The organism is Streptomyces sp. KL116D (assembly GCF_030766975.1).
Taxonomy (GTDB): domain Bacteria; phylum Actinomycetota; class Actinomycetes; order Streptomycetales; family Streptomycetaceae; genus Streptomyces; species Streptomyces longispororuber_A.
On sequence record NZ_JASERH010000068.1, the window covers coordinates 92438 to 114473 of the forward strand.

General features: G+C 73.7%; 19 protein-coding genes. 10 read left to right on the forward strand and 9 right to left on the reverse strand.

The window, feature by feature from the left end; all coding sequences use genetic code 11:
• Nucleotides 1-6: 6 nt before the first annotated feature.
• The 3 genes from RBJ77_RS28380 (at nucleotide 7) to RBJ77_RS28390 (ending at nucleotide 2942) form a co-directional block, all read left to right on the forward strand.
• The gene (locus RBJ77_RS28380; protein ID WP_372347624.1) at nucleotides 7-1155 is read left to right on the forward strand and encodes an acyl-CoA dehydrogenase family protein; all 1149 of its coding nucleotides are present in this window, start codon (nucleotides 7-9) and stop codon (nucleotides 1153-1155) included.
• 2 nt (nucleotides 1156-1157) lie between these two features.
• Nucleotides 1158-2015 carry an acyl-CoA dehydrogenase family protein gene (locus RBJ77_RS28385; RefSeq protein WP_372347625.1) on the forward strand — a complete coding sequence of 286 codons (858 nt, stop codon included), beginning with the start codon at nucleotides 1158-1160 and terminating at the stop codon, nucleotides 2013-2015.
• A 465-nt stretch (nucleotides 2016-2480) separates the two neighbouring features.
• Nucleotides 2481-2942, forward strand: a complete 462-nt coding sequence (locus RBJ77_RS28390; RefSeq protein ID WP_372347626.1) for an ATP-binding protein — start codon at nucleotides 2481-2483, stop codon at nucleotides 2940-2942.
• A gap of 179 nt (nucleotides 2943-3121) precedes the next feature.
• Here the strand turns inward: RBJ77_RS28390 and RBJ77_RS28395 are convergent, their stop codons facing one another.
• On the reverse strand, nucleotides 3122-4048 hold the full coding sequence (locus RBJ77_RS28395) for a cyclase family protein (RefSeq protein WP_372347627.1): 927 nt from the start codon (nucleotides 4046-4048) through the stop codon (nucleotides 3122-3124).
• Between the two features lie 100 nt (nucleotides 4049-4148).
• Between RBJ77_RS28395 and RBJ77_RS28400 the strand changes: the two genes are divergently transcribed.
• From RBJ77_RS28400 to RBJ77_RS28415, 4 genes are read left to right on the forward strand one after another with little or no spacing between them, the layout of a single operon-like run.
• A complete protein-coding gene (locus RBJ77_RS28400; RefSeq protein WP_372347628.1) occupies nucleotides 4149-5060 on the forward strand; it encodes an SDR family oxidoreductase in 912 nt (303 codons plus the stop codon).
• Nucleotides 5061-5090: 30 nt separating this feature from the next.
• Nucleotides 5091-6290 carry an acyl-CoA dehydrogenase family protein gene (locus tag RBJ77_RS28405; protein ID WP_372347629.1) on the forward strand — a complete coding sequence of 400 codons (1200 nt, stop codon included), beginning with the start codon at nucleotides 5091-5093 and terminating at the stop codon, nucleotides 6288-6290.
• Nucleotides 6287-7336, forward strand: coding sequence for a Zn-dependent alcohol dehydrogenase (locus tag RBJ77_RS28410; RefSeq protein WP_372347630.1), 1050 nt, complete (start codon nucleotides 6287-6289; stop codon nucleotides 7334-7336). Before RBJ77_RS28405 ends, RBJ77_RS28410 begins: the two co-directional genes overlap by 4 nt.
• Before the next feature lie 41 nt (nucleotides 7337-7377).
• Nucleotides 7378-8634, forward strand: a complete 1257-nt coding sequence (locus tag RBJ77_RS28415) for an MFS transporter (protein ID WP_372347631.1) — start codon at nucleotides 7378-7380, stop codon at nucleotides 8632-8634.
• A gap of 311 nt (nucleotides 8635-8945) precedes the next feature.
• Here the strand turns inward: RBJ77_RS28415 and RBJ77_RS28420 are convergent, their stop codons facing one another.
• A complete protein-coding gene (locus RBJ77_RS28420) occupies nucleotides 8946-9953 on the reverse strand; it encodes a GlxA family transcriptional regulator (protein WP_372347632.1) in 1008 nt (335 codons plus the stop codon).
• 84 nt (nucleotides 9954-10037) lie between these two features.
• Here RBJ77_RS28420 and RBJ77_RS28425 point away from each other — a divergent pair, with 84 nt between their 5' ends.
• A complete protein-coding gene (locus RBJ77_RS28425) occupies nucleotides 10038-11360 on the forward strand; it encodes an MFS transporter (protein ID WP_372347633.1) in 1323 nt (440 codons plus the stop codon).
• Here RBJ77_RS28425 and RBJ77_RS28430 read toward each other — a convergent pair.
• From RBJ77_RS28430 to RBJ77_RS28450, 5 genes are all read right to left on the reverse strand, one after another.
• Nucleotides 11336-11968 carry a flavin reductase family protein gene (locus tag RBJ77_RS28430; protein ID WP_372347634.1) on the reverse strand — a complete coding sequence of 211 codons (633 nt, stop codon included), beginning with the start codon at nucleotides 11966-11968 and terminating at the stop codon, nucleotides 11336-11338. The two genes, RBJ77_RS28425 and RBJ77_RS28430, sit on opposite strands and share 25 nt — an antisense overlap.
• Nucleotides 11969-12319: 351 nt before the next feature.
• A complete protein-coding gene (locus RBJ77_RS28435) occupies nucleotides 12320-13117 on the reverse strand; it encodes an enoyl-CoA hydratase/isomerase family protein (RefSeq protein WP_372347635.1) in 798 nt (265 codons plus the stop codon).
• Between the two features lie 68 nt (nucleotides 13118-13185).
• Complete coding sequence (locus RBJ77_RS28440) at nucleotides 13186-15408, reverse strand: acetate--CoA ligase family protein (protein WP_372347636.1); 2223 nt, start codon at nucleotides 15406-15408, stop codon at nucleotides 13186-13188.
• Between the two features lie 133 nt (nucleotides 15409-15541).
• Entirely contained in the window at nucleotides 15542-17074 is a 1533-nt protein-coding gene (locus RBJ77_RS28445; RefSeq protein ID WP_372347637.1) for a flavin monoamine oxidase family protein, read from the reverse strand.
• Between the two features lie 164 nt (nucleotides 17075-17238).
• On the reverse strand, nucleotides 17239-18411 hold the full coding sequence (locus tag RBJ77_RS28450; RefSeq protein WP_372347638.1) for a flavin-containing monooxygenase: 1173 nt from the start codon (nucleotides 18409-18411) through the stop codon (nucleotides 17239-17241).
• Nucleotides 18412-18602: 191 nt separating this feature from the next.
• On the opposite strand from RBJ77_RS28450, the gene RBJ77_RS28455 reads away from it, so the two are divergent.
• Nucleotides 18603-19052, forward strand: coding sequence for a DoxX family protein (locus RBJ77_RS28455; RefSeq protein WP_372347639.1), 450 nt, complete (start codon nucleotides 18603-18605; stop codon nucleotides 19050-19052).
• A complete protein-coding gene (locus RBJ77_RS28460) occupies nucleotides 19052-19495 on the forward strand; it encodes a Zn-ribbon domain-containing OB-fold protein (protein ID WP_372347640.1) in 444 nt (147 codons plus the stop codon). The genes RBJ77_RS28455 and RBJ77_RS28460 overlap by 1 nt, the downstream gene beginning before the upstream one ends.
• 611 nt (nucleotides 19496-20106) lie before the next feature.
• Here RBJ77_RS28460 and RBJ77_RS28465 read toward each other — a convergent pair.
• Both RBJ77_RS28465 and RBJ77_RS28470 read right to left on the reverse strand, forming a co-directional pair.
• Entirely contained in the window at nucleotides 20107-20775 is a 669-nt protein-coding gene (locus tag RBJ77_RS28465) for a pyridoxal 5'-phosphate synthase (protein ID WP_372347641.1), read from the reverse strand.
• Nucleotides 20776-20801: 26 nt separating this feature from the next.
• On the reverse strand, nucleotides 20802-22036 hold a 1235-nt coding region (locus tag RBJ77_RS28470; protein ID WP_372347642.1), incomplete at its 5' end, for a hypothetical protein.

Below are 22036 nucleotides of genomic sequence, written 5' to 3' on the forward strand. Positions count from 1 at the left end.
GAGCCGGTGGACCTCACGTACACGGACGAGGAAGAGGAGTTCCGGGCGCGGCTGCGCGAGTGGCTCGGGGGCGTGCTGCCCGCGCTGGGGCCGAAGCCGTCACCCGGCGACTGGCCGGGGCGGCGCGCCTACGACACCGGGTGGCAGCGCAGGCTGTACGACGCCGGGTACGGGGACGTGCACTGGGGCGCCTCGCCGACCACCCGGCTGATCTTCCTGGAGGAGACCGAGAAGGCGGGCGCCCCCTACGTCGGCGCGAACTTCGTCGGACTGCTGCACGCGGGGCCCACCATCGCCGCCGAGGGCACGGCGGAGCAGCGCGCGCGCTGGCTGACGCCGATCCTCAGCGGGGACGAGGTGTGGTGCCAGGGGTTCAGCGAGCCGGAGGCCGGGTCCGACCTGGCCGCCCTGCGCACGCGGGCCCGGCGCGACGGCGACGCGTACGTGATCAGCGGCTCGAAGATCTGGACCTCGCACGCCGAGGTCGCCGACTGGTGCGAACTGCTGGTGCGCACCACCCCCGTCAGCGACGCCGCCCCCAAGCACCGCGGCATCTCCTGGCTCGCCATGCCGATGGACGCGCCCGGCATCACGGTGCGGCCGCTGCGCACGCTCGCCGGGTCGACCGAGTTCGCCGAGATGTTCCTCGACGAGGTGCGGGTCCCGGTCGGCAACCGGGTCGGGGCCGAGAACGACGGCTGGCGCGTGACCATGGTGACCCTGTCGTTCGAGCGCGGCACCGCCTTCGTCGGCGAGGTCGTCGCCTGCCGCCGGGTGCTCGGCGAACTCGCCGCCCACGCCCGCAAGAGCGGCCGCTGGGACGACGCCGTACTGCGCCGCGAACTCGCCCTGCTGACAGCCGAGTTCAGCGCCCTGTGGCGGCTCACGCAGTGGAACGTGAGCGAGGCGCAGGCGAGCGGCGGGGTGCCCGGCGTGGGCGGCTCGGTCTTCAAGCTGCGCTACTCGCACGCCCGGCAGCGGCTGTACGACGTGGCGGCCCGGGTCCTCGGCGGCGCGGGCGCCCTCGACACCGGCCAGGAGTGGACGCTCGACCGGCTCTCCTCGCTGTCGTACACGATCGCCGCCGGTACGTCGCAGATCCAGCGCAACATCGTCGCCGAGCGCATCCTCGGACTGCCCAAGGGGGGCAAGTAGGCGTGCACTTCCAACTGACCGAGGAACAGCGGGCGTTGCGCGACGGCACCCGGGAGCTGCTGGCCGGCCGGTTCGGGCGGGACGCGCTGCGCGCCGCCGTGGACGCGCCGCGGCTCGACCGGGCGCTGTGGCGCGAGCTCGGTTCGGCCGGGCTGTTCTCGCTGTGTCTGCCGGAGGCGGCGGGCGGGGTCGGGCTCGGGCTGCCGGAAGCGGTGGTGGTGTTCGAGGAGGTGGGGCGGGCGCTGGTGCCGGGGCCGCTGGTGGCGACGTTCCTCGCGGCGGGCGAGGTGCCGGGCGCCGCGTCGGGCGACGCGGTGGTGACCGCGCCGTACGGCGGGCTGCTGCCCTGGCGGGACGCGGCGGACGTGGTGCGCGGCGACGTGTCCGGCGCCGAGCCGCTCGCCTCCGTCGACCCGCTCACCCCCCTGCACCGGCTCCCCGGCGCCGCACCCACGCCCTGGCGGGCGACCCTCCTGTACGCGGCCGAACAGCTCGGCTCGGCCGGCCGCACCCTGGAGACGGCCGTCCAACACGCCCGGGACCGCGAGCAGTTCGGACAGCCCGTCGGCGGCTTCCAGGCCGTCAAGCACCTGTGCGCGGAGATGCTCGTACGGGTCGAGGTGGCCCGCGCCGCCGTGTACGCCGCCGCCGTCACCGGGGACCCGGTCGAGGTCGCGGCGGCCGAACTCCTCGCCGACGAGGCCGCCGTGCAGGGCGCGCGGGACTGCCTCCAGGTGCACGGTGGCATGGGCTTCACCTGGGAGGCCGATGTCCATCTGCATCTGAAGAGGGCGTGGGTGCGGGCCGAGTTGGGCGGCAGCGCACGGGACGCGGAGGAGACGCTGGCGGCTTCGCTGTAGCGCGGCGCCCGCGGACGCTCCGGGTGCTCTGAGGAAGGATGCACGGACAGTCACCGTGCGTGGTTATCGGGTTGTGTCCTTCCCGGGGCTCGTCACGGCGCGGAGTCGGCGCCGGGCTCCGGTACCTTGTGGCAGATGCGAGTGAGAACCCGTGCGACGGTCGCGGTGTCGCCTCCGAGGCGGCTCCGGAACCCGGGCTGTATCGACCTGCGGCTCCGCCGCGCGGGCGCCGTTCGCAGCGCAGGGCGGGGCGTCACGCCCGCCTGTTCGACCCCCCGCGAGACGCGTCGCACAGTATGCCGTACGCGTACTCCTTCGCGCTGGAATATGCCCGAAGCGCTTGTTGGGGTGACTGTACGTCAACCATGCTGTGCTGCAAGGGGATCACGTTCCGTGATCCTCCTCAGTGGCCAGTGTGGTCAGTGGCGCGAGGCGACGTGTCCGCCGGTTCGGATGGTGTGAGCGGTGCAGGTGCTTCAGGTTCAGCTGGAGGTCGGGGCCGACCCCGCGGAGGTGGGGCGGGCCCGGAGGTGGGCGCGCTCGCGTCTTGCCGGTTCGGGGATAGAGCCCGACGAACCCATGGCCGAGACGCTGATCCTCCTCGTCTCCGAACTGGTCACCAACGCCGTGGTCCACACCGGGCGCCCGGCCGTGCTGCGGATGGTGCTGCCCGGCGTCCAGGAGGCGTGTCCCGGCACCGTGCGCGTGGAGGTCGCCGACTCCTGCGCCCGGCCCCCGGCGCCCCGGCACGCGGCCGGCGAGGAGACGAACGGCCGCGGGCTCGAACTCGTCGACGGCCTCGCCGACCGCTGGGGCTGGCGTCCCGAAGGGGCGGGCAAGGCGATCTGGTGCGAGATCGACCGCTGCGCGGCCGCCGCCACGGACGGGGTCGCCGCGTACGACGGTGTGGCCTTCGAGGCCGTCTGAGGCACCCGCGCGGGCCGGGTCGCCCGGGGCGTGTGAGTCTTCGGGGCGTTCTACGCATTAACGGCAAATAGCCGTATGGGTGTTGACGTGGAGTGTCCGTTTGGTCACGCTTGTGGGTGGAGATGGACCGCGAGGGGACGTCGAGGGCCCTTGTGACGGGGGCCCTCGGCGACGTGGCGTCACAAGATCGCGACCGGTGCCACCGGTGTGCCCGTCGCGCCCCTGAAGGGTTCCGGCATCGCCGACAGCAGGAAGCTGTGCCGGCGTTCTTCTCCACAGGCTGTGGACAGGGATTCCAGATTCCAGTTCTGGCCCTGGAGCATGCCCATCTCGACGAGGTCGAGCGCGTGCACCGGCAGCCACAGGTCCTCGATCTCCGGCGGGAAGATCTCGAAGGTCAGGGTGTCGTTGGCGACGGCCGCCACGTCGTGCGCGTGGAACCACTCGGGCGTGTGGACCGACAGGCCGGGTGACGGATACCCGTACGCGTGCTTGTCGCCCGCCAGGTACACCTGGATCTGGCCCGTGCGGACCAGCACGATGTCGCCGGCCCTGACCTCCACCCGGCCGAACTCGGCTGCCTCGTCGAGGTCTTGGGGCGTCACCGCGTGGTCGCCGGGGAGACGGTCCACGCCCTTGGCCGCCGCCACGTCCAGCAGGACGCCGCGCGAGACGAGGTACGGGACCTTGTCGATGCCGCTGAACTCGGCGCCGCCGTGCGCGGTGACGGTGTCCGCCGGACGGCCGTTGTAGAGCCGGCCCGAGTGCGAGACGTGGGTGAGGGCGTCCCAGTGGGTGGCGGCCTGCAGGCCCATCGTCACGGCGTCGTCGCTGCAGGCCACCGTGTCCGGGCCGAAGATCTGCTGGTTGATCTGGACCATGGTGTGCAGTGGGTTGATCCGGCCCGGGATCATGCCCGACTGGACGCCGTCCTCCTTGAGGGGCAGCGCGAGCGGGACGCGGCGGCCGGTGCGGATCTCGCCTGCGGCGGCGCGGACCACCTCGTCGGTGATCAGGTTCAGGGTGCCGATCTCGTCGGCCTCCCCCCAACGCCCCCAGTTGTTCACGCGTTTGGCGATGTCGTGGAACTCGGCGGGCAGGGGCATCGGGTCCTCCCGGGTCTTGTGTTCCGGTATCTGACGGGTCGTAGAATCCGACTCGAGGGAAATCTAACGGGTCGTCAGAAACCGCGGGAAGGGGCCGGGCGTGGGGAACTTCTTGGCTGGCAAGGTCGTCGCCGTGACGGGGGCGGGACGGGGCATCGGACGGGCGGTGGCCCTCGCGTGCGCCGCCGAGGGCGCCAAGGTCGTCGTCAACGACTACGGGGTGTCCATCGAGGGCGGCGAACCCGCCTCGGACGTCGCGCTCGGCGTCGTGAAGGAGATCGAGGCGGCGGGCGGCTCCGCCGTCGCCGTCGCCGACGACGTGTCGACCATGGCCGGCGGACAGCGCATCGTGGACACCGCCGTGCGGGAGTTCGGCCGGATCGACGGGGTGGTGTGCGTCGCCGGGATCCTGCGCGAGCGGATGCTCTTCAACATGTCCGAGGAGGAGTGGGACCCCGTCGTCGCCACCCACCTCAAGGGCACCTTCACCGTCTTCCGCGCCGCGTCCGCCGTGATGCGCAAGCAGGGGACGGGCACGCTCATCGGATTCACCAGCGGCAACCACCAGGGCTCCGTCGCCCAGGCCAACTACAGCGCGGCCAAGGGCGGCATCATCTCCCTGGTGCGCAGCGCCGCGCTCGGACTGCACAAGTACGGCGTGACCGCCAACGCCGTGGCGCCCGTGGCCCGCACCCGGATGTCGGCCAACGTGCCCATGGAGCTCAAGGAGATCGGCGAGCCGGAGGACGTCGCCGCGCTCGTGGTCTACCTGCTGAGCGACCGGGCCCGCGAGGAGAAGATCACCGGGCAGGTGTACACGGTGGCCGGGCCGAAGATCGCCGTGTGGGCGCAGCCGCGCGAGCTGCGCGCCGGGTACGCGGACGGGCCGTGGACGCCCGAGCGGATCGCCGACTTCCTGCCGGGCACGGTCGGCACCGATCCGATGCCGATGCTGGCGAAGCTGGAGGAGATGGCGCGGGCGGCCGCCGCCAAGGAGCGCCCCAACCAGTGACGACGGACCGGCGACGGCGGGTGGTGTGACGTGGAGTTCGGCTTCGGGGACGCGGACGAGGCGTTCCGGCGGGAGGCACGGCAGTGGCTGGAGGAGCACCTCGTCGGCCGGTTCGCCGCCGCGGCGGGACGCGGCGGCCCCGGCAGCGAGCACGAGGGCGCGCCTGAACGGCGCGCGTGGGAGCGGGAGTTGGGGTTTGGCGGCTGGATCGGCCTGGGCTGGGACCGGGACGGGTACGGCAACCGCGTCGCCACGCTCACCCAGCAGGTCGTCTGGGCCGAGGAGTACGCGCGGGTCCGGGCGCCGGGCCGCTACGGCCACATCGGCGAGAACCTGCTCGCCCCCACCCTCCTCGCGTACGGCAGCGACGAGCAGCGCGGCCGCTTCCTGCCGCCGGTCGCCCGCGGCGAGGAACTGTGGTGCCAGGGCTACAGCGAGCCCGGCGCCGGCTCCGACCTGGCCTCCCTGCGCACGGCGGCCGCCCGGGACGGCGACGGGCGGTGGCGGGTCACCGGGCAGAAGGTGTGGACGTCGCTCGCCCACGAGGCGGACTGGTGCTTCGTCCTCGCGCGCACGCAGGCCGGGTCGCGGCGGCACCACGGCCTGTCGTTCCTGCTGGTGCCGATGGACCAGCCGGGCCGCGTCGAGGTCCGGCCGATCCGCCAGCTGACCGGCACCAGCGAGTTCAACGAGGTGTTCTTCGACGGCGCGGTCGCCGAGGACGTCGTCGGCGGCGAGGGCAACGGCTGGCGGGTCGCCATGGGCCTGCTCGCCTTCGAGCGCGGAGTCTCCACCCTCACCCAGCAGATCGGGTTCCAGGAGGAGCTGCGGGCCGTCGTGCGGACCGCCGACGCCACCGGCGCGCTGCGCGACCCGGTCGTCGCCGACCAGGTCGTCCGCCTCTGGGCCGAGCTGCGGACCATGCGGTGGAACGCGCTGCGCACCCTCGGCGGCGCCGCCGGGGACGGGGCCGCCGGGGCGCCGAGCGTCGCCAAGCTGCTGTGGGGCGGCTGGCACCAGCGGCTCGGGGCGCTGGCGCTGCGGGTGCGGGGGGCCGGGGCGGCGGTCGGACCGGCCGACTGGACGCCCGACGCGCCGTACGAACTCGACGAACAGCAGCGGCTGTTCCTGTTCAGCCGGGCCGACACCGTCTACGGCGGCTCGGACGAGATCCAGCGCACCATCATCGCCGAGCGCGTGCTCGGGCTGCCCAAGGAGGCGTTGTCGTGAGGGGTGTCGTGTTCGACGGCCAACAGGCCGCTGTGGTGGACGACTTGGAGATACGTGACCCGGGCCCCGGGGAGGTGCTCGTCGGGGTGGCCGCCGCCGGACTGTGCCACAGCGACCTGTCCGTGATCGACGGCACCATCCCGTTCCCGCGCCCGGTGGTGCTCGGCCACGAGGGCGCCGGGGTGGTGGAGGCGGTGGGCGCGGGCGTCGGCCACGTCGCGCCCGGCGACCACGTCGCCCTGTCCACGCTCGCCAACTGTGGGGCGTGCGCCGAGTGCGACCGGGGCCGGCCGACCATGTGCCGCAAGGCGATCGGGATGCCGGGGCAGCCGTTCAGCCGCAAGGGAGAGCCGCTGTACCAGTTCGCCTCGAACTCGGCGTTCGCCGAGCGGACCGTGGTGAAGGCCGTGCAGGCCGTGAAGATCCCGAAGGAGATCCCGCTGACGTCGGCCGCGCTGATGGGCTGCGGCGTGCTCACGGGCGTCGGCGCCGTACTGAACCGGGCCCGGGTCGACCGGGGCGAGTCCGTCGTCGTGATCGGCACCGGCGGCGTCGGTCTCAACGTCCTCCAGGGCGCCCGGATCGCCGGAGCCTCGCGGATCGTCGCCGTCGACAACAACCCGGCGAAGGAGGCGGTGGCCCGGCAGTTCGGCGCGACCGAGTTCCTGGCCGACGTGGCAGCGGTGCGCGAGGTGCTGCCGGACGGCGCCGACCACGTCTTCGAGTGCGTGGGCCGGGTGGAGCTGATCCGCGCCGCGATCGACCTCCTCGACCGGCACGGCCAGGCCGTGCTCCTCGGGATGCCCGCCGCCGACGCGGAGGCGTCGTTCGTGCCCGCCCAGCTGTTCCTCGACAAGTCCGTCCTCGGCTGCCGCTACGGGTCCTCGCGGCCGCAGCGCGATCTGCGTCTGTACGCCGACCTGTACGGGCAGGGCCGGCTGCTGCTCGACGAGCTGGTGACGCGGACGTACCCGGTCGAGGAGTTCGGGAAGGCCGTGGCGGACGCGGAGGCGGGCCGGGTGGCCCGGGGCGTGCTCACGTTCTGACGGCCTGCCGCCCGCGCGGCGACGTCGCCTACCGTCGGGGCATGAGCTACCGCGCACTCGCCCGTACATCCGTACTGTCGTGGGCAGTTGTGGCCGTAGGAGCCCGGCTGCCGGTGGCCATGGCGCCGCTCGCGGCCGTCTTCCTCGTACGGGAACGCCCCGGCGGCTACACGCTGGGCGCGGTGCTCGCCGCCGTGTACGTGCTCGGCGAGATCGTCGGGGCGCCGGTGCTCGGCATGCGGATGCGCGGCGAGCGGGCACGTCCGCAGCTGGCCGTGGGGCTCGCCGTCGGGGCGGCCGGGTTCACCGGGCTCGGCGGCCTCGGGGCGTGGCCGGACGTGCCGTCCTGGGGGCTAGCGGTGTGCGCGTTCGTGGCGGGGGCCGCGCCCGGGGCGGCGCCCGGTGCGCTGCGGGCGCTGCTGACGAGTCTGGTGCCGGAGCGGGCGGTGGCGCAGGCGCTGTCGTTCGAGTCGATGCTGACGTTCGGGGTGTGGGCGGTGGCGCCCGCGGCGACGGCGGGGCTCGCGCTGTCGGTGGCGCCCTGGGTGCCGCTGGTGGTCGCGGGCGGGCTGATGGCGGCGTCGGTGGCGGGGCTGTGGCTGCTGCCGGTGGGCTGGCTGTCGCCGGAACGGAGCGCGGGTGCGGCGTCCGCCGGCCGGGGTGAAGTCGGCGTCGGCCTACGGGTGTTGATGCGGGCCTGGCCGGTCTACGTCACCGGGGCCGCGAGTCTGTCGCTGCTCGCGATGGCCGAACTGATCCTCCCCGCACTCCTGGAGCAGCGCGGCTTCGGCGTCGGCCTCGCGGGCCCGCTGCTCGCCGGTTTCTCGGTCGGCTCGGCGGCCGGGGCGTTCGTGTACGGGCTGCGGTCGTGGCCCGGACGACTGCCGTTGCAGAGCTTCGTGCTGGTGCTGGGCGTCTCGGTGTGCGTGGTCGGGGTGGCGTCGGTGCCGTGGGCGTGGGCGATGGCGGTGGGCCTGGTGGCGGCGGGGGTCCTTCAGGCCGGTGCGATGCTCACGCGGAACCTGACGCTGCGGGAAGTCCTGCCGGACGGGGCGTTGGCGGCGGGGTACTCCGTGCTGTACGCGGCGGTGGGGGCCGGGTACGCGGTGTGCGGGTCCTTGGCGGGGGTGTTGCTGGGGGTGATGTCCGCGCAGGGGGCCGTGGTGTGTGGGGTGGGGGTGACGGTGGTGTTGGCGGTGGTGGGGTGGACGGGCGAGCGGAGGGCGGCTCGGCCGGTTGGGGTGGACGGCCGGGTGCGGGTGAGTGGGGGCTTCTCGCGCAGTTCCCCGCGCCCCTGAGCGTGTGCCGGGTGGCGGTGGGTTTTCGACTGGGGGTCGGTGGGGGCTGGTCGCGCGGTTCCTCGGGCCTCTGAGCGTGTGTCGGGTGGCGGTGGGTTTTCGACTGGGGGTCGGTGGGGCTTGTCGCGCGGTTCCTCGCGCCCCTGAAATGCGGCCTTCGGTCGGCAGTTCAGGGGCGCGGGGTTGCTTCCTGCGGTCGGCTGGGCAGATCAAGCCCCTGCGGCGATTGAGCAGCGGGGTCCGGGGCGGAGCCCCGTGGGCTTGGCGGCGGTGCCGGCTGCGCGTACGCCCCCGCGCCCCGGCGGAGCCGTTCAGCCTGCCGCGCGGAACATCCGGCGATACGTGGTCGGGGGAACGCCGAGCGCAGCGGTGACGTGTTGGCGGAGGGACTGGGCCGTACCGAAGCCCGCGTCGTGGGCGACCTGGTCCATGGAGAGGGCCGAGGACTCCAGGAGGTGCCGGGCGCGCTCGACCCGCTGCTGGGTGAGCCACTGGCCGGGACTCACCCCGACCTCCTCCCGGAAGCGGCGCGTGAACGTGCGGACGGACATGGACTCCTGCTCGGCCATGTCGCGGAGCTGGATCGGCTCGTGCAGGTGGGCCAGGGCCCAGGCCCGCGCCGACGTCGTCGTCGCCACCTGCGGTTCAGGAACCGGGCGTTGGATGAACTGGGCCTGCCCGCCGTCCCGGTGCGGCGGCACGACCGTGCGCCGCGCCACGTCGTTGGCGACGGCCGCCCCGTGGTCACGCCGCACGATGTGCAGGCACAGGTCGATGCCGGCGGCGACCCCGGCCGACGTGAGGACGTCGCCGTCGTCGATGAAGAGGACGTCGGCGTCGACCCGGACCGAGGGGAACATCGCCTGGAACGTCGCGGCGTCCGCCCAGTGCGTCGTCGCGGGCCGCCCGTCCAGGTACCCCGCGGCGGCGAGCACCCAGCTGCCGGTGCAGATCGAGACCATGCGGGTGCCGGGCGCGACGTGGGAGAGGGCCGCGGCGAGCTCGTCCGTCAGCCGGCCCTCCTCGTAGACGGGTCCGAGTTCGTACGAGGCCGGGACGATCACCGTGTCGGCGGTGGCCAGCGTCTCCGGGCCGCGTTCGACGAGGATCGAGAAGTCGGCGTCGCTGCGGACCGGCCCGGGCTCGCGGACGGCGCAGGTCACCACCTCGTACAGGGGGAGCCCCGCCGCGTCCCTGGCCCGCCCGAAGATCCGCTGCGGGATGCCCAGCTCGAACGGGATGACGCCGTCGAGGACGAGCACGGCGACGCGGTGCGGACGGGGGGAGGCGGGGGCGGAAGCGGGGGTCGGAGCGGCCATGAGTCCATCGTATGGCCCGATCCTAACGAAGGATGGCATTCGGGCCACTCGTTCGGGGTGGCGGCTTCCCCGAAGCTCTAGGACGTGACGACGACGCAGACACCCTCCGCCACCGCGCCCGGCCCCGCCGCCCGCCGCAGACGCCCGCACCGCGCCTGGTCCGTGGCCGCGGTCACCTTCGTGACGATCATCGGCGCGGCCGCTTTCGCCTCGCTGCCCGGCCTGCTCATCGAGCCGCTGCACGACCCCGACACCGGGTTCGGCTGGTCGCGCGGCACCATCGGCTTCGCGGTGTCGGTGAACCTGGCGCTGTACGGGATCACCGCGCCGTTCGCGGCCGCCCTGATGGACCGGTTCGGGATCCGCCGGGTCGTCGCGGTCGCGCTCACGATCATCGGGGTGGGCTCGCTGCTCACCGTGTGGATGACGGCGGCCTGGCAGCTCATCCTCTACTGGGGCGTGCTGGTCGGCCTGGGCAGCGGTTCGATGGCGCTCGCGTTCGCGGCGACCGTCACGAACCGGTGGTTCGTGGCCAGGCGCGGACTCGTCACCGGCATCCTCACCGCGGCCGGGGCCTCGGGGCAGCTGGTGTTCCTGCCGCTGCTGTCGTGGATCGTGGACCGGCACGACTGGCGGCCGGCCGCGGTGACGGTCGCCCTCGCCGCGTTCGCCGTCGTCCCGTTCGTCTGGCTGCTGCTGCGCGACCACCCGGCCGACATCGGCGAGAAGCCGTACGGGGCGACGGAGTTCGTGCCCAAGCCGGCGCCCCTGCCGGGGGCCGCGCGGCGGGCCGTCACGGTGCTGGGCAAGGCGGCGCGGACGGGGCCGTTCTGGCTGCTCGCGGGCACCTTCGCGATCTGTGGCGCGTCCACGAACGGCCTGGTCAAGACGCACTTCGTACCGGCCGCGCACGATCACCACATGCCGGTGACGGCGGCGGCCTCGCTCCTCGCGGTCATCGGTGTCTTCGACGTGGTCGGGACGATCGCGTCGGGCTGGTTCACGGACCGCTTCGAGGCGCGCCGCCTGCTGGCCGTCTACTACGCGCTGCGCGGCATCTCGCTGCTCTTCCTGCCGCTCCTGCTCGCGCCGTCGGTCCGCCCGCCGATGCTGTTCTTCATCGTCTTCTACGGTCTCGACTGGGTGGCGACGGTGCCGCCGACGATCGCCCTGTGCCGGGAGCACTACGGCGAGGACAGCGCGATCGTCTTCGGCTGGGTCCTCGCCTCGCACCAGGTGGGCGCGGCGGTCGTGGCGTTCCTCGGCGGGGTGGCGCGGGACGCGTTCGGCTCGTACGACATGGTCTGGATCGCGTCGGGCGCGCTGTGCGCGGTGGCGGCGCTGATGGCGCTGGTGATCCGGCGCAGCGGCGCCGGGGCGGGTCAGGAGCCGAGGCTCGCGAACTGACCCCGGTGGAAGAGCAGCGGCCCCCGGTCGCCGTCGTCGGCGCCCAGGGCCGTCACCTGGCCCACCACGATGAGGTGGTCGCCGCCCGTGTGGACGGCGTGGACGGCGCAGTCGATCCACGCGGCGGAGCCGGCCAGCCGGGGCGAGCCGGAGACGGGGGCCGCGTCGTGGCGCACGCCCGCGAACTTGTCCGCCCCGCTCACCGCGAAGCCGCGGCACAGGTCGCCCTGGTCGGCGGCGAGCACGTTCACGCAGAAGACGCCGGCGCGGGCGATCCGGGGCCAGGTCGTGGAGGTGCGGGCCACCATGAAGGCGATCAGGGGCGGGTCGAGGGAGAGCGAGGCGAAGGACTGGCAGGCGAACCCTGCGGGGCCCTCGCCGGGGTCTGTGGGTGGGGCCGTGATGACGGTGACGCCGGAGGCGAAGGTGCCGAGTACGCGGCGGAACTCGGCGGGGTCGACGGGGAGGCGCTCGTCGTCGCCGACGGCGCGGAGGTCGGGGCGGGGGAGTGGTTCGACCGCGGGGAGTGCGGCTGTCGGGGCGCCGACCGACCTGAGGTAGCGGACGGCCGTGGCGGCCATTCCTGCGTGTCCCATCATGGCTCCCATTGAAGTTGACGGTGCGTCAGATTGGAAGGGGTACGGCTGCCGGGTGCGGGCCGGTGGGGGCTGATCGCGCCCCGCGGCGGAGCCGCTGATCGACACAGCCCCGCGCCCCTTGAGGGACGGCTTCGCGCCGTGGTCGCGTCTGTTTGTGTGCCGGGCGCGGGCCGGCGGGGCTTCTCGCGCCCCGCGGCGGAGCCGCTGATCGACACAGCCCCGCGCCCCTGGAAGGCATGCGCTTCGCGCAGCCTTCCCCCGGTGGGGAGATGTCGCACCGCAGGTGCGCATCTCAGGGGCGCGGGGAACTGCGCGACCAGCCCCCACCGGCCCGCACGCGGCGCACAAACAGACGCAGGGTCAGCGGCCCCGGTATCGCGGCTGTCGGCGTTCGACGAAGCTGGTGACGCCCTCGTTCGCGTCGTGCGTGGTCATGTTGAGTTCCTGGGCCGTGGCCTCCGCCGCGAACGCCGTCGACCGGTCGCTCTCCAGGGACGCGTTCACCAGCTGCTTGGTGAGGGCGAGGGCGCGGGTGGGGCCGGTGGCCAGGCGTTCCGACCACTCGCGTGCCGTCTTCGCCAACTCACCCTCCGGTACGACCCTGTTGACGAGTCCGAGCCGTTCCGCGTCGGCGGCCGGGAGCGCGTCGCCGAAGAACATCAGCTCCTTCGCGCGCTGCGGGCCGATCAGCCGGGGCAGGAGGTACGCGCCGCCGCCGTCGGGGACGAGGCCGCGGCGGACGAAGACCTCGATGAACCGGGCCGACTCCGCCGCCAGGACCAGGTCGCAGGCGAACGCGAGGTGCGCGCCGATGCCGGCCGCCGTCCCGTTGACCGCCGCGATCACCGGCTTCTCGCAGTCCAGGACCGCCGCGATCAGCCGCTGGGCGCCGAGCCGGATGGTGCGCGAGACGTCCCCGGCGACCCGCTCCCCGCCGGTGGGGGCGCCCCTGAGGTCGGCGCCCGCGCAGAAGCCCTTGCCGGTGGCGGTGAGGACGACGGCGCGGACGTCCGGGTCGGCGGAGGCCGCCGCGAGCAGCGCCATGACGCGTTCGCGCTGGTCCCAGGTGACGGCGTTCATCGCCTCCGGACGGTTCAGCGTGATCCAGGAGACGCCGTTCTCGGTCGAGTGCAGCACCTGCTGGTCGAGGGGTTCCATGAGCGGCTCCGTATTCGTCGGTCCGGCGGTCCGGCGGTCTGTCGATCCGGCGATCGGTCGATCGGGTGTCAGCGGCAGACGGCGAGCGCGTCCAGGGCCACGGCCCCCTGCCCGCGCGGCAGCACCATCAGCGGATTGATGTCCAGCTCGGCCAGTTCGTCGTGGAGTTCGAGCGCCATGCGCTGGACGCGCAGCACCACCTCGACGAGCGCGTCGAGGTCCGCGGGCGGTGCGCCCCGCACCCCGTCGAGGAGGGCCCGGCCGCGCAGCTCGTCCAGCAGGGCGCGGGCCTGGTCCTCGGTGAAGGGCGGCACGCCGACCGCCGTGTCGCGCAGCACCTCGACCAGGACGCCGCCGAGCCCGACCGTCACGGTGGGGCCGAACAGCTCGTCCTGGGTGATGCCGACGACCATCTCGACGCCGCGCTCCACCATCTGGCAGACCAGGACGCCGTCGAGGTCGATGCCCTCGTAGCGGGCGATGTCGGTGAGGTCGCGGTAGGCGTCCCGCACCTGGCTCGCGGAGGTCAGTCCGACCTTCACCAGGCCGAGTTCGGACTTGTGGGCGAGCTGCGGCGCCGAGGCCTTCATGACGACCGGGTAGCCGACCTGCGACGCGGCCCGCACGGCGGCGGCCGCGCTGGTCACGAGCTGTTCGCGCGGCACGCGGATGCCGTACGCGCGCAGCAGCTGCTTCGCCGCGTGCTCGCTGAGCTGCTTGCCGGGGCGCATCAGGGCCTGTGCCTTGCGGAAGGACGGCGACGGGGTGCGCGGCGCCTCCTCGAAGGGCGAGCGGTAGCCGGTGGTGAAGCGGTGGTGGCCGAGGTAGGCGCGGACCGCCGTGATGCAGTTGGAGAAGGTGCGGAAGGTGGCGACCTTGGACGAGCCGAGCAGCGTCGTGCGGTACGCCTCCTCCGTCCCGACGGGCGAGCCCCACACGACGCAGACCAGCTTGTCCGTCTGTTCGGCCGCGTCCACCAGGTCCTGCGCCAGCTTGTCGCTCATCGGCGGGAACGGTCCGGTGATGGGACAGATCAGCACGCCCACGGACGGGTCGGCGAGGATCGCGTCGATGATCTTCCGGCCGCGCCAGTCGCCGACCGGGTGCCCGCCGTTGTCGACGGGGTTCGCCACGTTCAGGTACTCCGGTATCCACTGGTGGAGTTCGGTCTGCTTGGCGTCGGAGAGGGTGGGCAGCGTCAGGCCCGCGTCCGTCGCCAGGTCGGAGAAGTGGGCGCCGGTGCCGCCGGAGATCGAGTAGACGACGACCCCGTCCGCCTGCGGGCGCTTCGCCCGCGCCAACAGGGCCGCGGTGTCCTGGAGTTCGTCGAGTCCGTCGACGCGGATGACGCCGAACTGGCGCATCGCCGCGTCGACGACGGTGTCGGCGCCGGTGAGCTTCCCGGTGTGCGAGGCGGCGGTACGGGCGCCGGTCTCGGTGCGGCCGACCTTCACGGCGACGACCGGGACACCGGCCTGCGCGGCCCGGTCCGCGGCGAGCAGGAAGGCGCGGCCGTCCTTGAGGCCCTCCACGTAAGCGGCGATGGCGCCGACGTCGGGCTGCTGGGAGAAGTACGAGATGAAGTCGGACGTCTCCAGGTCGGCCTCGTTGCCGGTCGGGGCCCAGTGGGAGAGCCGGATGCCGAGTTCCTGGAGGGCGAAGACCGGGCGGCCCTGGTGGCCCGACTGGGTGATCAGGGCGATCGCCGGGCCTTCGAGGTCGTCGCGGAACCGCTCGAAGGCGTTCAGGTTGGTGTTCGGGCCGAGCAGGCGCAGGCCCGAGCGGTCCACGGCCGCCGCGAGCCGCTCCTGGGCGGCGGCGCCCGCGTCGCCGGTCTCGGCGAAGCCGGAGGCGAAGGCGACCGCGAACTTCACCTTCGTGTCCGCGAGCTGCTCGATGACGGGGAGCGGGTCGGCGACCAGGAGCACGGCCAGGTCGACCTGTTCGGGGAGGTCGGCCACGGTGGGGGAGCAGGTCAGCCCGAAGACCGTCTCGCGGGTGGGGTGCACCGGGTACAGGCGGGCGCCGACCCGCTCCGCCCAGCCCATCAGCTGGCGGGTGATGCCGGTGTTGGGGCGGCCCTCGGCGTCGGACGCGCCCACGACGGCGACGGACTCCGGCCGGAAGAACCGGTCCAGGTCGGGCACGTCGGAGTGCAACGGGCGTCCGCTCACGTCCAGTTCGTCGGCCCCGGTCCTGCCGTGCACGGCAGGACCGGGCTGCTCGCCGCAGGCGATCACGCGGGCCCGGCGGGAGTCGGTGGTCAGGGTGCCGTAAGTCGATCCAAGCATCGGTCCGCCCGCTCCTGTGTGACAGCAACAACTCGTGCCTGTGCAATAGCTGACGCACAGTCAGATTACTGAACTGACGCTCCGTCAGCTACAGGGCTGCAGACAAATACTCGGACCGGCTCCCCGCCGCGCGCTACAGGGCCGCCGCCACCTCCCGCGCCACCCGCTCCCCGGAGCGCACGGCCCCGTCCATGTAGCCGCACCAGTACGACGAGGTCTCCGTGCCCGCCCAGTGGATCCCGCCCACCGGCTCGCGCAGCGCGGCGCCGTACTGCGTGAGGACGCCGGGCGGCGCGTACGCGACGGGCCCGCCGCGCGTGAAGCCCTCGTTGTCCCAGCGCTGGAGGACGAACGCGGTGGGGCTCGCGGCCTGCTCGCCGAAGTACCTGACGTAGTCCTTCAGCACCGCCGCCCGCACGTCGGCCTCGGACGCGGCGTCGTGCGCCCGCATCTCGTCCGCCTCGATGAAGCCCATCAGCGCGCCGTACGACGCGTCGGGCGGCGAGTTGTCGAAGGTCGAGCGGACCGTGCCGGAGTCGCTGACCACCTGGCCGTTGAGCCCGTCGGCCCGCCAGAACGGGGTGGCGTACACGGCGATCGCCTTGCCGATCGACCCCATCGGGAGCCGCTGGGCCAGCTGGTCGCGGGCGGCCGGCAGCAGCGGGTCGACGTCGATCCGGGCGGCCAGCGGCGGCGGTACGGCGATGACCACCCGGGTCGCGGTGACCGTGACGCCGTCGGCGGTGACGGTGTAGCGGCCGGTGCCGGCGTCGCGGGCGATCCGCCGCACCGGCGCGCCGAGCCTGACGCGGTCCCCGAGGCTCGCGGCGAGCTTCAGCGGGACCTGCGCCGAGCCGCCGACGAACCGGGTCGCCTGCGCGCCGTCCGCCGTCTCCGTGAGGCGTTCGAAGGTGCCGGGCGTCGACTCGTTCCCGGCCGAGGCGATGTAGAACAGCACGTAGAGCAGGGAGAGTTCGCGCGGCTCGGCCGAGAAGACCGAGGTGCACGCGACGTCGAAGAGGAAGCGGGCCGAGGGGATCACGGCGTTGGCGCGCAGCCACGTCTCGAAGGTCTGGCGGTCCCACTCCTCGGCCTTCGCGGCGGTCCACGGCGCGTCGACGGGCACCTTCTTCGCCATGTCGTCGAGGAGGGCCTGGACGGCGGCGGCGTTGGCGAGGCCCGCCGGGTCGATGGGCGGGACGGAGCCGAGCAGGCCGTCGGTGGCGTACGTGCTGCGCCTGCCGTCCTTGTGCAGGACGTTCTTGCCCGTGTTGTACGTCGCGAAGGTCGCCACCCCGAGGGAGTCCGCGAGCGCCCTGATGCGGTCCTGGGTGGGGCCGATGAACTCGCCGCCGCCCTCCGTGGCGCCGCCGCCCGGGAGCGGGAGGTTGACGACGCGGCCGCCGACGCGGTCCCTGGCCTCCAGGACGAGGACCTTCTTGCCGGCCGCCGTGAGGTCGCGGGCGGCGGTGAGGCCCGCGAGGCCCCCGCCGACGATCGCCACGTCGACGTCGGCTTCTGCTGGTGGTTCTGCTTCCGCGGCCTGGGCGGTGCCGGTCGTCCCGGCCGTGGCCAGGAGAGTGGTGGCGGCCGCGGCGCCGCCGCCGAGGAGGGCTCGGCGGCGGGTGAGGGTGAGCGGGTTGAGCGGGTGTCTTTCGCTGGGCATGCGTCGTACTCCGTCTCGCTCGTGGTGGGTGGGCGGCCGGGCTTCTTCTCGGATCGCCCCGTCCGCCCCTTCCCGTCCCGAACCGGGGGCTCTGCCTCCGGGCCCCTGCTGTGTGCTGTCGGGTACGGGTGCGTCGTGGTTGCGCGCGCGGTTCCCCGCGCCCCTCAAGGGCGCTTGGACAGCGTCCGTGCGATCTGGTCCGCGTCCCTGGCCAGTTCGCGGAGCATGCCGCTGATGGGGTTGGTGTAGCCGGTGAAGTAGAGGCCCCGGGCCGTCGGGAGGGTGCGGGAGCCGTGCGGGCGCGGGCGGCCCGTGGCCGGGTCCAGGACGTCGAGGTGGCCCACCAGGTGCTCCAGGCCCTGGCGGTAACCCGTCGCCGCGATGACCGTCCGCGGCGTGATGCGGGTGCCGTCGGCGAGGAGCACCGCGTCGTCCTCGAAGGAGGCGACCGCCGCCACCGGCTCGACCTTGCCCGTCCGCACCGCGTCGATGAGCCCCACGTCCTGGACGGGGATCGAGCCCTCCCGGACCCGGGAGTACAGGCCCGTGTCGGGACGCGGCAGGCCCTGCGGCGCGAGGTCGGGGACGCTCAGCTTGCCGAGCGGGACGGCCAGCCGGTCCACCAGGGACACCGGGAGGCGGCGGCAGAGGATGCCGGTGAGCTGGGCGGGCCAGCCCATGGTGGAGCGGCGCACGATGTGCGGGGGCGTGCGGACGGCGAGGCGGACGCGGGCGGCGCCGCCCGCGACCAGGTCGACGGCGATCTCCGCACCGGTGTTGCCGACGCCGACGACGAGGACGTCCTGCCCGGCGTACGGGGCGGGGTTGCGGTACTCGCTCGCGTGCAGCAGCCGGCCGGTGAACGTGCCGCGGCCCGGCCAGTCCGGCAGCCGCGGGGTGTGGTTGTAACCGGTGGCGACCACCACGGCGGCGGCCGTCAGCTCCCGGCCGCCGGTGGCCCGCAGCACCCAGCCCCGGTCGTCGGCGGCGCGGTCGATGCGGGTGACCTCGACACCCGTGACCACTTCCAGGTCGTGGTACTCGGCGTACTTCTCCAGGTAGCGGATGACGTCGTCGCGGGCGACCCAGCGGCCGAAGCGGCGCGGGATCGGCAGTCCCGGCAGGCCGGAGAGGCGACGGGTGGTGTGCAGGTGGAGCCGGTCGTAGTGGCCGCGCCAGGAGGTCCCGACGCGGTCGGACCGCTCCAGGACGACGGCCCGGACACCGTGTGCCTTCAGGCTCGCGGCCGTGGCGAGACCGCCCGGTCCGCCGCCGACGACGTACACGGGCGGGCGGTCGTGGCTACGGGTGGTCGGTGAAGGGTTCGGGGCGGTCATGTGCGGGAGCGTAATCCCGCCTTTTCTTGATGGGTCTCGGTCAAGACCGAAATCGGTTGCGAATTGATCACGGGGCGGATGGGTGCCGGGACCGCTGTCGGGACCCTTGCGGAGTCGGCGCCCGATGCGCTGAACTGACGTACCGTCAGAAACCGAGCGGGAGGGCGGCTGCGGCGCATGGATGGGGCGACATGGACGCGATAGGGCTCAGTGGTGCCGAGTGGCTCGCCGTGCTGCGGATCGGGCTCGGTCTGTGGTGGCTGGAGAGCTGGCGGCACAAGGACAAGAAGGGCTGGTTCGAGCGCGGCACCGGCATCGCGTGGGCCGCCGACGTCGCCGGGAAGCACCGGTGGAACGCGGTGCGCAGCGGATTCGACGTCGTCGTCAAGCCACGCCCGAAGACCATGGCGTACGTCGTCGTGTACGCCGAACTCGCCCTGGGACTCGGCCTGGTGGTCGGATTCCTGACGCCCGTCGCGCTCGTCGGCGGGCTGCTCCTGAACCTCCTCTACTTCACCCTCATGATCCACGACTGGGCCGAGCAGGGGCAGAACGCGATGATGGGCCTCGTCTCGCTCGTCGCCCTGTTCGCCATGTCCTGGCAGACCTGGTCCCTCGACCACGCGATCGGACTGTTCTGATGCCCGCGAGCCCCGACGTCCGCTTCGACGTGCCCGAGCCGGACGTCTTCACCCGGCCCTACTGGGACGCGGCCGCGGAGGGGCGGTTGTTGCTGCGGCACTGTGCGGCGTGCGAGCGGTTCCACCACTATCCGCGGGAGTTCTGTCCGTACTGCTGGAGTGATGCGGGGCAGTGGCGGGTGGCGAGTGGGCGGGCCTCGCTCTACACGTGGTCCGTCGTGCACCGCAACGACCTTCCGCCGTTCGGGGAGCGGGTTCCGTACGTCGCCGCGGTCGTCGATCTTGCGGAGGGGCCGCGGATGATGACGGAGGTCGTGGAGTGTGAGGAGGCCCGCCTACGGGTGGGCATGGAGGTAACGGTCACCTTCCGCCCCGGCGGGCCCGGCTCGTCGGTACCGGTGTTCCGCCCGGCACCGCACGAGTACGCCCCCGGCGGGGCGTGAACACGACTGCGCCTGCGACCCGGCGGGGCTCCTCGCGCAGTTCCCCGCGCCCCTGAAAGCCGACTTCGCCTGCGGCCCGGTGGGGCTCCTCGCGCAGTTCCCCGCGCCCCTGAAAGCCGACTTCGCCTGCGGCCCGGTGGGGCTTCTCGCGCAGTTCCCCGCGCCCCTGGAGGGCATGCGGCTTCGCCGCAGCCCCCAGAGGCGCGCCCCCTGAGATGGCGCACGAAGTGCGCATCTCAGGGGCGCGGGGAACAGCGCGAGCAACCACGGCGCACCCGCACCCGGCGAACAAGCAGTGGTGGCCGCGGCGCGTAGCCGGCTGTTCAGGGGCGCGGGGAACTGCGCGAGCAACCACGGCGCACCCGCACCCGGCGAACAAGCAGTCGTGGCCGCGGCGCGTAGCCGGCTGTTCAGGGGCGCGGGGAACTGCGCGAGCAACCACGGCGCACCCGCACCCGGCGAACAAGCAGTGGTGGTCGCGGCGCGTAGCCGGCTGTTCAGGGGCGCGGGGAACTGCGCGAGAAGCCACGGCGAGAGCCGCACCCGGCGAACAAGCAGTCGTGGCCGCGGCGCGTAGCCGGCTGTTCGACGAGAGTTGCGGTGGAGGACCGTCAGGGCCACAGGAGTTGTTTGGTCCAGGTGGGGGGCGTGAGGTGGTAGCTCAGGCGGATGTGGCGGCGGTGGGCGTCGCCCTGGAAGAACTCGACCTCGTCCGGGACGAGTTCGTAGGCGGTCCAGGTCGGCGCGTCGGCGCCAGGTTCACGCTGGGCCCGCTCCCAGGCAGCATCCGACGCCCGCACCAACTCCTCCACGGAGGACAGGGGTTCGCTCTGGTGCCCGACCAGGGCGGAGGCCAGCGCCCCGGTCGACCGAGCGTGCAGATCGGCGTACGCGACCTCCGCGGAGGCCGTCCGGACAGCCCCACGCACCCGCACCTGGCGACCTTGCACGGGCCAGTAGAAGCCGAGCGCGGCGTACGGGCGCGCGGCGAGCTGCCGGCCCTTGGCGCTGCCCGCGTGCGAGGCGAAGTGGAATCCCGCGGCGTCGGCGCCGTGCAGCATCACCGTCCGGACGTCGGGCCGCCCCGCCTCGTCCGTGGTGGCGAGCGAGGGCGTGTGCGGCTCGGGCTGCCCGGCGGCCACCGCCGCCGCGAACCACTCCACGAACAGGGGGAGGGGTTCGGCGGGCGCGGAGCCGGGGTCGAAGGCGGGCAGCTCCGTGTCCCACACGCGCAGGGACTTCAGGAGGGCGAGGAGGTCGGGCTCGTCGGTGGGGCTCATACCGTGATTGTCGTGGCAGACCGTGCTCAGTCGCGGGTCAGGGCCGCCACCGTGCCGAGCATTTTCCAGGCGCCCGCCTCCCGGTGCTCGACCCAGACGGGCCGGGCGGCGCCGGCGCCGGTACCGGTGTCGTCGCGGGAGCCGAGGGTGTAGTCGCCCTGGAGCCCGTTGATCCGGACCCGGTTCACCACCGCCCCGACGTGCTTGCGGGCGGTGGCCGCCGTCACGTCGTTGACCGCCCGGGCCCGGAACGCCGTGACGACCGCCTGCGCCGCCTCGTACTCCTCCAGGGCCCCGGCCCGCGTCATCAGCGGCCGCACCCGGTCGCACCACTCCGCGTCCTGGAGGCACTCGGACCCGGCCACCGGCCCCTTCGACACGACCCGGAACCGGTACACGCCGTCGTCCACGGGCTCCTCGCGCAGCGCCCCGCCCGCGATCGCGCAGTCGTAGAACCGGTCGGGCGCGAGCACGACCTTCCCGCGGAACCCGGCCGCGCGCAGGGCCCGGACGCTGTCCTGCGGGTGGCCCTCGTCGCCCAGGTACACGGTGTCGGGGCGGGTCTCGCCGATGAGCGTCCGCAGTTGCCCGGCGGGCAGCAGTGCTGGGGAGTCCTCCCGGACGTCGTACGCGTACGGGGAGCCGCGCCGCGCCGTGTCGAACCGGTCGGCGAGCCGCAGCTGGTCGGCGGCGGCCGGGGAGGGGCTCACCGCGTCGGGGGTCCGCACGGGCACCCCCATGGCAAGCAGGCTCCGTGTCCCCAGCTCCTTCTCCAGGTAGGAGCCGAACTGGTCGGCGTGGCCGCCGTCCGCGTCACCGGACGCGCCGTCGTCGGCCCCCGGCCGGCCCGACTGGCAGGTGGACAGGACGGGCATGCCGGCGGGCAGGTCCACCGGGTCCGGTGCGGGGCCGACGACGGCGACGACGTTCGGGTACCGCGCGGCGAACTGGCCGCTGGTCAGCTGCTCGTCGCCGGGCACGCCGACCACCTCCAGCGGCAGCAGTCCCGCGTAGTCCTCCAGGGCCCGCCGTACGGCGCCGGTGTCGACGCGGCCACTCTTGTCGCCCTTGCTGCCCCGGCCGTCCTGGCCGCGGGGCGGGCCGACGACCGCGATCCGGAACGTCGGCTGGTCCACGGGCCGCACGGACGGCGCGGGCCCCGGCGACCCCGGCTCCCCGCCCCGCAGCGCGGCGGGCACCGCGACCCCCGTGCCGACGCAGACCAGGGCGACCGCCCCCAGGAGCAGCTTGCGACGCCGGA